The organism is Epibacterium sp. HA2-3 (genome assembly GCF_055693725.2).
In genome coordinates this window covers 131,631-142,500 of record NZ_CM172490.1, presented here as the reverse complement: position 1 = coordinate 142,500, position 10,870 = coordinate 131,631, and the positions used below count along the sequence as shown (strand labels likewise).

Genomic DNA, 10,870 nt, shown 5'->3' with positions numbered 1-10,870 from the left:
TCAGATTGGCAAACCATGCGCCAATCAATCCACCAAACACGAGGGACCGTCATGACTGATGTCTCAATGAACCCGCTCACCGTGATCTTGGGAATCAAGATCCTTGTCACCCTTGGCCTCACGCATCTGTTCCTTTTTGCGCCACAGAAGCGGCTGAATGGTCTGATGGCGCAATATGGCGACAGCCCGCTCACCTACCGGCTGTATGGGTTGACGCTTCTGGTGCTGCTCGGCATGTATTTTTCCGGCCTCATCGCAGCCCTCGGCGGAGAGGTCAGCCATGAGGTGCTTGCGTTTGGTATCTTGTCCAACGGTGGCGCTGCGGTCCTGATGCAAGCCTGGAGCGGCCACCCCACCCTGCGCCGCGCCTCTTGGATCTTTGCCGGGATTGCGGTGGCGCTGCTGGCGGCTCTGCTCTTTCCAGATCAGGCGTTGCTGCCTCTGCTGTCGTAAGAGGGCTGATCCACGTTCATCGGAACAGACGCCCCGCCTTCGCCCACGATCCGCACATGACGGCGCCGCATCTTGCGCGGCTCGTCAACGCCCACGGAATGCGCGATGGTTTCCACCTCGTGGATCACCTCACGGGCGTAGCGCGCGACCTTTTTATACTTGTCCTCGACCACCAGCCCCTTTTGAAAACGCGGATCATGCGTGGTGATGCCGGTGGGGCAGGTGTTGCGATTGCACTTGAGCGCCTGGATACACCCCAGGGAAAACATGAACCCGCGCGCCGAAGTCACAAAATCCGCCCCTGCGGCCAGCGCCCAGGCCACATCACCGGGGTTGACCAGCTTGCCGCTCGAAATCAGGCGAATACGGTCCTTGAAGCCATATTCGTCGCGCAGATTGCAGACCAAAGGCAGCGCCTCACGCACAGACATGCCAACAAGATCGATCAAAGGCATCGGCGCCGCTCCGGTGCCACCTTCTCCACCGTCTATGGTGATGAAATCCGGCACATCTTCGGGCCGGGCGGCAAAGTTCAGGAACATCTCGCGCAGGGCGACCTCGGAGCCGGCGACGGTCTTGATGCCCACGGGCTTACCCGTGACTTCCCGGATGCGCGCCACGATATCCAAGAGGTCATCGTAATTCGCGATGTCGAGATGACGGTTCGGTGAAATACTGGCCTCACCCTCTATAATGCCGCGAATCTCTGCAATCTCAGCGTTGACCTTCTCGGCGGGCAGGATGCCGCCCTTCCCGGGTTTGGCCCCCTGCGCGAGCTTTAGCTCAAACATCTTGACCTGTGGGATCTCCGCAAGCTCCTTGAGCCGCGCATCGCTCAGGTTGCCGGCCGTGTCTCGCACACCGTATTTGGCAGTTCCGATCTGAAAGACGATGTCGCACCCGCCATCTAGGTGAAACGGGCTCAATCCGCCTTCACCAGTGTTGAGCCAAACCCCTGCATCGCGCGCCCCACGGCTCAGGGCTGTAATGGCCGGGCGCGAGAGGGCCCCGTAGCTCATACCCGAGATATTGAAGAAGGACGGAGCATTATATGGTACACGCGCAGTGGGTCCGATGAGCATCGGTTCCGCGCTTGCAAATTGATCATCAAGGGGTGGAAAGGGCGCATTCACGAAAATTGGCGTTCCGGGCACGGATGTATTGCGCGTAGAGCCAAAGGCGACTGTGTTCGTCACACCCGCACAGGCACGGGCAATCCATTCCCGCTGAGCCCGGTTGAAAGGCAATTCCTCGCGGTCCATTGCAAAGAAATACTGGCGGAAGAACTCTCCAAGGGTGCTGAAGAGGTGACGAAACCGGCCAAGAACCGGATAGTTGCGCCGAATGGCGTCCTGCGTCTGGCTGCGATCGATGAGGAACATGATCAGCGCCACAAGGCCCAATACGCCAATCAAACAGATGAACATCACCGCAAGAATTGACACCGCGTTCATTGCAAACCCCATCGCACTTCCTTTCTGTCGTCGGATCACGCGGCCCTCAATGGCCGCCCTCTGTTAACTTGTAGCATTGCTGCCCGGAGAGGCGGGTCACGACTGCAACGCGCTCCATCACGAGACCTTTAGAATTCAGACGTTCGTTTAAAAAAGGGCCGCCCCAGAGGGCGACCCCGTATTCCTTATATATGTGGGTGCTCAATGCACCACGGCATCATCCGGCAGCGGACGATCGGAGCTGCCGACGCGATCCCCGATCACCAGCCCCTCAGCCCCGGCAGACACGGGAACGATTTCACCGTCCTTGATGTCGCCAGCCAGCAGGGCCTCGGCCAACGGGTTTTGCAAGGCGCGCTGGATCACGCGTTTGAGCGGCCGCGCCCCGAACACCGGGTCGTAGCCCTCATCTGCGAGCCAGGTCTTTGCCCCCTCATCCAGCTCCAGCGTGATTTTGCGTTGCGCCAGACGCTTGGCGAGACGCCCAAGCTGGATTTCGACGATACCGTCCATGTCCTGCCGTCCCAGGCGGTCAAAGATCACGGTCTCATCCAGACGGTTCAGGAACTCGGGCCGGAAGTGTGCCCGCACCGCGTCCATCACGTCGCGTTTGGCATCTGCTGCATCCGCGCCATCTGGCAGCTGACTCAGTGCCTGCGCTCCGAGGTTCGACGTCAGAATGATCAGCGTCTGCTTGAAGTCCACGGTCCGGCCCTGACCATCGGTCAGCACGCCATCATCGAGCACCTGCAAGAGCACGTTGAACACGTCCGGGTGGGCCTTTTCGACCTCGTCAAACAGAACCACCTGATAAGGTCTGCGCCGCACCGCTTCGGTGAGCACGCCGCCCTCGTCGTACCCGACATAGCCCGGAGGGGCACCGATCAGACGTGCAACCGCGTGTTTCTCCATGAACTCCGACATATCGATGCGTACCATCGCGCTGTCATCATCAAAGAGGAACTCGGCCACAGCCTTGGTGAGCTCAGTTTTCCCCACGCCGGTCGGCCCAAGGAATAGGAAGGACCCCAGCGGACGGTTCTCATCATTGAGCCCCGCGCGCGCCCGACGCACCGCGTTAGCCACGGCCGTCACGGCGGCGTTCTGACCAATGACGCGCTTGTGCAGGCCATCTTCCATCCGCAAGAGCTTCTCGCGCTCGCCCTCCAGCATCTTGGAGGTCGGAATACCGGTCCAGCGTTCCACCACGGCTGCAATCTGCTCCGGACGCACCGCTTCCTCGACCATCAGGCCCTGCTCTTCTTTCTGTTCAGCCTCCGAGAGCTGCTTTTCCAACCCCGGAATGACGCCATAAGACAGCTCACCCGCCTTGGCGAGATTCCCCTCGCGTTTGGCGATGTCGAGTTCGGCACGTGCGCGATCCAGCTGCTCTTTCAGATCACGCGCAGAGGCGAGTTTATCGCGCTCGGACTGCCATTGCGCGGTCATTTCGCGCGAACGCTCCTGCAGGTCTGCCAGTTCCTTCTGGAGGTGCTCCAGACGATCCTTGGAGGCCACATCATCCTCGAGCTTCAGCGCTTCTTCTTCGATCTGCATCTGCAGGATCTGCCGATCCAGCGCGTCGAGCTCTTCGGGTTTGGAGTCCACCTCCATACGCAGGCGCGATGCCGCCTCGTCCATAAGGTCGATCGCCTTGTCGGGCAGGAACCGGTCGGTGATATAGCGGTTCGAAAGCGTCGCGGCAGACACCAGCGCCGCATCCGCAATGCGCACTCCGTGGTGCAGCTCGTATTTTTCCTTGATACCGCGCAGGATGGAAATCGTGTCTTCCACTGTCGGCTCCGTGACCATGACAGGCTGGAAGCGACGGGCCAGGGCTGCGTCCTTTTCCACGTATTTACGATACTCATCGAGCGTGGTTGCGCCGATACAGTGCAGCTCACCGCGAGCAAGTGCCGGTTTGATGAGGTTGGCCGCATCCATCGCGCCATCGGATTTGCCTGCTCCTACAAGAGTATGCATCTCGTCGATGAACAGAATGATTTCGCCCGCCGCATCGGTCACCTCATTGAGGATGCCCTTGAGGCGTTCCTCGAACTCACCGCGATATTTCGCACCCGCAATAAGCGCGCCCATGTCGAGCGCCAGGAGACGCTTGTCCTTGAGGCTCTCGGGCACGTCGCCATTGACGATCCGCAACGCCATGCCCTCGGCAATCGCGGTTTTACCCACGCCCGGCTCGCCGATCAGGACAGGGTTGTTCTTGGTGCGACGCGACAGGACCTGCATGGCGCGGCGAATTTCGTCATCGCGGCCAATGATCGGGTCGATCTTGCCCTCTCTCGCGCGCTCCGTGAGATCCAGGGTGAACTTTTTCAGCGCCTCATAAGTATCCTCTGCGGTTGCGGTATCCGCCGTGCGCCCCTTGCGTACGTCGTTGATCGCCTCATTGAGCTTCTGCGCCGTCACGCCACCTGCGTCCAGCGCATCCTTTGCCTTGGATTTCACGAGAGCCAGCGCGGTCAGCAGTCGCTCGACCGGGACAAAGCTGTCGCCCTCTTTTTCGGCCACCTTGGCCGCTTCATCCAGAACCTTGGCGGTTTGCCCGTCCAGATAGATCTGACCAGCATCGCCAGAGACCTTCGGCAACTTGCCGATCGCGGCTTCCACCGCCTCGCTCACTCGCGCGATGTTCCCACCCGCATGCGCAATCAGGTTCGACGCCATGCCTTGATCGTCGTCGAGCAATGCTTTCAGGATATGTTCCGGTGTCAGGCGCTGGTGGCCTTCACGCAACGCAATTGTCTGGGACGCCTGCACAAAACCACGCGCCCGTTCAGTGAACTTGTTCAAGTCCATCTTCTTCTCCTCTTCATAAGCGCCCCTTTCGTGACCCCGCCCGCTTGGCGGCACAGGGTCGGTGTGGGCCTTGATCAAAGATGTGGGCATTCGCGCCCCATCTTCAAGTCCCAGAGTAACATCCGAGAAGTTGACGAACCTTGACCGGGATCAACTCTGGCAAAAAGCCACCGTCTCCCCTTTTCGAGGCCCTTCTAAGACAGTAGGAAGGCGCCAGCTTGCCCTAAAAACCGGAGTATCCCCGATGACCAGCCCCCTCGCAGATGACCGCCTGATCGTTGCCATGGATGTTCCCAACGCCCTTGAAGGGCTCAAACTGGCGGAACAGCTGGGTGACGCGGTCTCATTCTACAAAATCGGCCTTGGGATGCTCACCGGGGGCGGGCTGGCCCTCGCAAATGAGTTGAAGCAAGAGTTGGGTAAAAAGATCTTCCTCGACATGAAGCTCTTTGACATCGGGGCCACCGTGGAAAACGCGGTGCGCGGATTGGCGCAGTTCGATCTCGACTTCCTGACCGTGCACGGCGACCCCTATGTGGTGCGCGCCGCAAAAGAAGGGGCTGCGGGCAAGGATCTGAAGATCCTCGCCGTGACAATCCTTACGTCGCTGGATCGCGACGATCTGGATGGGGCGATGATCAAATCCGGTGAGATCAAAGATCTGGTGCAAGAGCGCGCCGGCAAGGCGTTGTCGGCTGGCGCAGATGGCGTCATTGCAAGCCCGCAGGAAGCCGCCATGATCCGCTCCCTGCCCGAAGCAGAAGGCAAGCTGATCGTCACTCCTGGTGTGCGCCCGGTGGGCGCTGACCTTGGCGACCAGAAGCGCGTTACAACCCCGGCGCAGGCTCTGGCTTCCGGCGTTGACCACATCGTTGTCGGTCGCCCGATCTGGCAGGCGGAAGCACCCCGGGTAGCGGCAGAGTCAATTCTGCAAGAGATGAACAGCCCGCAGGCGAAAGCGCCGAACTGAGGCACGCGCAGCCACACGCCTGTTTTTTGTGCGCTCGACCCCGATAAACAAACGCAAACGCACCAAATAGCCCCGTTGCGCCCTGCGGGGCCACCCTAACGCGCCGCTCGACCGCAACCCGCAGGGATCAAAGAACAAATTGAGTCGCACCCCGGCTCGATTTGAAAAGTTGAATGTATGCGGCGTGACATCGAAAGCACAGGGCAGACCGTTAAATCCCCTCAAACACCCTCTCAACCTTTGCGAAACTGGCTCACATGGGTGAATCTAGGGGTGAGACACTCCCCTGACGTTTACCTCTTCCTGAGAAACGTCACCTTCCCCCGCCAATTGTGCGGGGGCTTTCTTTCAAAAACACAAAATTTGGGGTTTTTTCCCTCGGCTACAGCGCAGACCGAGCTAATGCGCATTTGGTCAGATCTCGGCTGCGCGGCGCCCGCTCTGGAGGTAGTCTTGCAACCGGACCTTGAATCGCGGAATGCCGAGGGGATGCGCGATGTAGTCTTCGGGCGTCATCAGATCCCAGCCCTGCCCCTCATCACCAAACTTGATATCCTCCACGCATCGCGCGCCGATTTCTGCCGCAAAAAACCAGGTTGCACCATCAGGCCGAGGATAGCGGCGGCTGTAGTGAATGCGGCTTTCGGGCAAGATCAGGCCGACCTCTTCGTAGGTCTCTCGCAAGGCGCAGGCCTGCGGGGTTTCATCACCCTCCCGGCCGCCACCCGGAAAATCCCAGTGTCCGGGGAAGGGGATACCCGCTTTCTGGTCGCGCAGAATCACCAGGAGATGAGGCCCGAGAAACAGCAGCAGTTTCGCTCCCTTAAAGCTCATGATACAGTTCAACCCCGCATGGATGCGCCTGCTTGCGCTGCGTGCACGCTACTGTGAACGCCATCGGTAAGCACCCCTATTCTGCCTTAGTTCGAGCCCCTCATGCCTGCCCTATGCCGCGAATGCCTGCATTGTTTTGACCCCGGCACGTCACCTCGCGGCCCCAAACGCTGCCCGGTCTGCCGCAGCCCGCGCGTCAAGCAGCATGAGGAACTCTTGTCGCTCTCCATCGCGCATATGGACTGTGATGCGTTTTATGCAAGTGTTGAAAAACGCGATAATCCTGAGCTCGCAGACAAGCCGGTCATAATTGGCGGGGGGCATCGCGGTGTGGTCTCCACGGCCTGCTATGTGGCGCGCATTCGCGGCGTTCGCTCCGCAATGCCGATGTTTCAGGCGCTCAAACTCTGCCCCGATGCAGTCGTGATCAAACCCCGCATGGAGGTCTACGCCGAAACCAGCCGCGCCATTCGCGCTATGATGGACGAACTGACACCTGAAGTAGAGCCGCTTTCTCTGGATGAGGCCTTCATGGATCTCTCGGGCACAGAGCGGCTGCATGGCGCAGCGCCTGCCGTCATGCTCGCGCGGCTTGTGAAGCGCATGAAGGACGAATTGGGGGTCACGGGCTCCATTGGCCTCAGCCATAATAAGTTCCTCGCCAAAGTGGCGTCCGACCTCGACAAGCCGCGCGGGTTTTCCGTAATCGGCAAAGCTGAAACCGCGGAGTTTCTTCGCGACAAACCTGTGCGCCTCATCTGGGGCATTGGCCCCGCTGCACAGGCTTCGCTCGAAAAGGCGGGTATCCGAGCCTTCTCTGACCTTCTGCGTTGGGAACGGCGCGATCTCCATGACAGATTTGGCAGCATGGGAGATCGGCTCTGGCATCTTGCGCGCGGCGAGGACCGCCGCAAGGTCTCTGCGCGCGCGCCGGTCAAATCCATCTCCAAAGAAACCACTTTCTTTGAGGACACGATGCATTCTGAGGTACTGGATGGCCACCTCTGGCGCCTCGCGGAACAGGTTTCAGATCGCGCCAAGGCCAAAGGTCTCGCGGGACGGGTGGTAACACTGAAACTCAAGCGCGCGAACCATTCGACCCTCACTCGGCGACAGTCCCTGCACAGCCCGACGCAATATGCAGATCAAATCTATCGCACGGCGCGGCGCCTGTTGGACCAGACGATCCAGCAAGGCCCATTTCGATTGCTTGGTTGCGGCATCAGCGAGTTGGCGCCCGAAGCGCAAGCGGATGCCACAGGGGACCTGCTGGACCCGGACGCAACCAAACGCGCCAATGCAGAACGCGCGACGGATGAGATTCGCAAACGCTTTGGCAAAGAGGCGATCCGAAAAGGTCGGTCACTTCGTTAGAATCTGGAACGCCCCCGGGGGCTTGCTCGGTTCGGGCTATTCTGCTGCCATCGGGGTGAGATCCTCACCCAGTTGCGCAATCCGCTGCAACGCCAGGGTCAGACGCGCGCGCACGTCGTCAAACCCGTCGTTGGGGGCGACGTCAGCCTCGTGCATATAAAGAGAGCGGTCAATCTCGACCTGAATGGCATGCTGATGACGGAAAGGGCGCCCGTATGTTTGCGTGATGTAAGCGCCGGCAAACGGGCTGTTGCGCGCAACACGAAAGCCAACTTCGGCAAAGGCCGCCTCGACTTGGTCGACGATCGCCGCATCGGCAGCAGCGCCAAATCGATCGCCCAGCACGATTTGGGGCCGTCTCTCACGTCGCGGAGAGCAGCTTTCGATCGCTTCATGGGGCATGGAGTGGCAATCAATAAGGATCGCCTTGCCAAACCGCGTGTGGGAAGCATCCAGCAATCTCTGTAGCGCTGCGTGGTAAGGGACCCAATAATCATCGATTCGCGCCATGGCTTCATCCATCGGGATTTTTCCACGATAGATCTCGCGCCCGTTGGCGACCACGCGGGGAATCACGCCAAGCCCCGAGGCAATTCGGGGATTCTGTCCACGCCGGCGCGCCCCTTCGATCAAGGCCGGATCAAGCTCATCGGAGGAGCGATTGAGATCCACATAGGCTCTGGGCATTTTGGCTGTCAGCAATGGCATGCCGAGCCTCGGGGCAGCTGCGAACAACTGATCGACAAAGGCATCTTCACTACTGCGCAGCCGGTTTGCGTCCAGAATCGACTGAGAAACAAAGGTTTTTGGGTAATTCGATCCGCTGTGAGGCGACGCAATCACCACCGGTGACTGCCACCCTTGCGGCATTTCGATAGAATATGCCTGACCTGACATGCCCACTCCGCCCTCTTGCCTGAGATTCCCAGCATAGAGTTTATATTTCTGTGGCAAAAGCTCTTGCACCCACAATCGACTCCTTTTATAGACCCCTTCACCGACGCGAAGCGATGCGCCAATCGGCGTAGTTTTGAGTTGGCATCATGGGCGGTTAGCTCAGCGGTAGAGCACTTCGTTGACATCGAAGGGGTCACAAGTTCGATCCTTGTACCGCCCACCATGATTTCGCTGTTTTGGACTGCGGTCCAGGACGCCCCGCTAACCCAGGCGCTGGTTCGCGCCGCAGAAAAGGAGAGAGACCATGAAGGTCAAGAACTCGCTCCGCTCGCTGAAGAACCGGCACCGTGACTGCCGGGTTGTGCGTCGCAAGGGCCGCGTTTACGTCATCAACAAGACGCAGCGCAAGTTCAAAGCACGCCAAGGCTGAGCACTTCGCACATGATGCCTCTTTGAAGGCTCCGAAAAACCGCATCCCAGGATGCGGTTTTTTGTTTTTGGGTTTGGTTCTCACACCAACCAATACCCGCCGCACGACTCGGCGCACATCCCCGATCTCGACCGAAACTCCATTCTCCAGCCTTACACTCAAGCCGCCCGGAGCCTCCGTATCCGCGTGGCTGCGACACTCGACCGCGCCCAAATTGGCCGGCCGCAGAAATTTTCTGACTGAATTTATCGGATAACCCCTTTTCTTTCGCGCCCAATATAGTAATTGACTAAACAACTTGGGAATTGGCCGAGCGAGAGTCACCCAGGGACTAGCGACATTCACGAGGATGGAAATCGAATGAAAATCAAAGTCTTCACTACCGTAATCGCCGCGAGCCTTGCTACGACCGCCGTTGCTGACGGGGTTGTGAACCTGTACTCGTCCCGCCATTACGACACCGACGAACGCCTCTACACCGACTTTGAAGAGGCTACCGGTATCACCATCAACCGCATCGAAGGCAAAGCCGATGAGCTAGTCGCGCGCATGCAGGCCGAAGGGGCCAACTCCCCTGCGGATGTTCTGATCACCGTCGACACCTCCCGCCTTGAGCGCGCGAAGAACGCCGGTGTGCTTCAGTCCATCGACAGCGACATTCTTGAAGAGCGCATCCCCGCCAACCTGCAAGATAGCGACAACCAGTGGTTTGGTTTCTCTCAGCGTGCCCGCATCGTCTTCTATGACAAGGCTGATGTGGCCAACCCGCCCGCAGACTACATGGATCTTGCCAAGCCCGAATACAAAGGCATGGTCTGCCACCGATCGTCTTCCAATGTCTACTCCCAGACCCTGCTGTCGGCCATCATCGAGAACCACGGTGAAGAGGCGGCACGCGATTGGGCAGAAGGCATCGTCGCAAACTTTGCCCGCGATCCGCAGGGTGGCGATACCGACCAGCTACGCGGCCTGATCTCCGGCGAGTGCGACGTGTCGATTGCAAACACCTATTATTTTGCCCGTGCCCTGCGCAAAGACGTCAAAGGCCTCTCGGCTGAGATCGAGAAGATCGGCGTCGTCTTCCCGGCTCAGGACGCTGAAGGCGCCCACATGAACCTCTCCGGCGCCGGTGTTGCAGCACATGCACCGAACCGTGAGAACGCCATCAAATTCCTCGAGTACCTGGCTTCCGATCAGGCGCAGGAATATTTCTCCGGCGGCAACGATGAATTCCCGGCGGTCCCGGGCGTCAGCAAGTCGGAAAGCGTTGCACAGCTCGGCGAGTTCAAGGCCGACGACGTGGACCTCTCCAAGGTCGCCAAGAACGTGCCGACCGCACAGAAGATCTTTAACGAGGTTGGCTGGGAATAATCGTTCCCCACGTTATGTCAAAGGGCGCGGCAATTGCTGCGCCCTTTTTCGTTTCCGCTCGCAACAACACAAACGACCGTCGCAACGGTCGCGAATCGCCAAAATTCGCGTCAGAAGCGCAACTTGACCCATCCAGCACCTCTAAGGGGCGACGCCCTCTTGCAAATGAGAAAATTGAACCGCCGTTTAATTATCATGCAAAATCAGGGGCAAGCGCGCGGGCGGGCCTATGTCCCGCGCGCGGCGCCAAGGTGGGGCTGGACCATC

The 10,870-nt window shown here is 59.3% G+C and carries 9 protein-coding genes and 1 tRNA gene; 6 read left to right on the top strand and 4 right to left on the bottom strand.

The features are described 5' to 3' along the window. Positions 1-51: 51 nt before the first annotated feature. Positions 52-453, top strand: coding sequence for a hypothetical protein (locus tag ACZ1HH_RS00660; RefSeq protein WP_472637040.1), 402 nt, complete (start codon positions 52-54; stop codon positions 451-453). On the opposite strand, the gene ACZ1HH_RS00655 is transcribed toward ACZ1HH_RS00660, so the two are convergent. Continuing rightward, positions 426-1,919 (bottom strand): FMN-binding glutamate synthase family protein, encoded by a 1,494-nt coding sequence (locus ACZ1HH_RS00655; RefSeq protein ID WP_472637039.1) that lies wholly within the window; start codon positions 1,917-1,919, stop codon positions 426-428. The genes ACZ1HH_RS00660 and ACZ1HH_RS00655 overlap by 28 nt on opposite strands. A 189-nt stretch (positions 1,920-2,108) precedes the next feature. Beyond that, positions 2,109-4,727 (bottom strand): ATP-dependent chaperone ClpB, encoded by a 2,619-nt coding sequence (gene clpB / locus ACZ1HH_RS00650; RefSeq protein ID WP_472637038.1) that lies wholly within the window; start codon positions 4,725-4,727, stop codon positions 2,109-2,111. 244 nt (positions 4,728-4,971) lie between these two features. Here clpB and pyrF point away from each other — a divergent pair, with 244 nt between their 5' ends. Then, a complete protein-coding gene (gene pyrF, locus ACZ1HH_RS00645; protein ID WP_416367726.1) occupies positions 4,972-5,697 on the top strand; it encodes an orotidine-5'-phosphate decarboxylase in 726 nt (241 codons plus the stop codon). 414 nt (positions 5,698-6,111) lie between these two features. Here pyrF and ACZ1HH_RS00640 read toward each other — a convergent pair whose 3' ends face one another. After that, the gene (locus tag ACZ1HH_RS00640) at positions 6,112-6,531 is read right to left on the bottom strand and encodes an NUDIX domain-containing protein (RefSeq protein WP_168610094.1); all 420 of its coding nucleotides are present in this window, start codon (positions 6,529-6,531) and stop codon (positions 6,112-6,114) included. Positions 6,532-6,633: 102 nt separating this feature from the next. On the opposite strand from ACZ1HH_RS00640, the gene ACZ1HH_RS00635 reads away from it, so the two are divergent. After that, complete coding sequence (locus tag ACZ1HH_RS00635; protein ID WP_011537495.1) at positions 6,634-7,905, top strand: DNA polymerase IV; 1,272 nt, start codon at positions 6,634-6,636, stop codon at positions 7,903-7,905. A gap of 36 nt (positions 7,906-7,941) precedes the next feature. On the opposite strand, the gene ACZ1HH_RS00630 is transcribed toward ACZ1HH_RS00635, so the two are convergent. Then, entirely contained in the window at positions 7,942-8,802 is an 861-nt protein-coding gene (locus ACZ1HH_RS00630) for an N-formylglutamate amidohydrolase (RefSeq protein ID WP_472637037.1), read from the bottom strand. 148 nt (positions 8,803-8,950) lie between these two features. Here ACZ1HH_RS00630 and ACZ1HH_RS00625 point away from each other — a divergent pair. The 3 genes from ACZ1HH_RS00625 (at position 8,951) to ACZ1HH_RS00615 (ending at position 10,603) form a co-directional block, all read left to right on the top strand. Beyond that, a tRNA-Val gene (locus tag ACZ1HH_RS00625) sits at positions 8,951-9,025 on the top strand. A gap of 81 nt (positions 9,026-9,106) precedes the next feature. Next, positions 9,107-9,232, top strand: coding sequence for a type B 50S ribosomal protein L36 (gene ykgO, locus ACZ1HH_RS00620; protein ID WP_005648635.1), 126 nt, complete (start codon positions 9,107-9,109; stop codon positions 9,230-9,232). 360 nt (positions 9,233-9,592) lie between these two features. Then, positions 9,593-10,603 carry a Fe(3+) ABC transporter substrate-binding protein gene (locus tag ACZ1HH_RS00615; protein ID WP_472637036.1) on the top strand — a complete coding sequence of 337 codons (1,011 nt, stop codon included), beginning with the start codon at positions 9,593-9,595 and terminating at the stop codon, positions 10,601-10,603. Positions 10,604-10,870 lie beyond the last annotated feature (267 nt).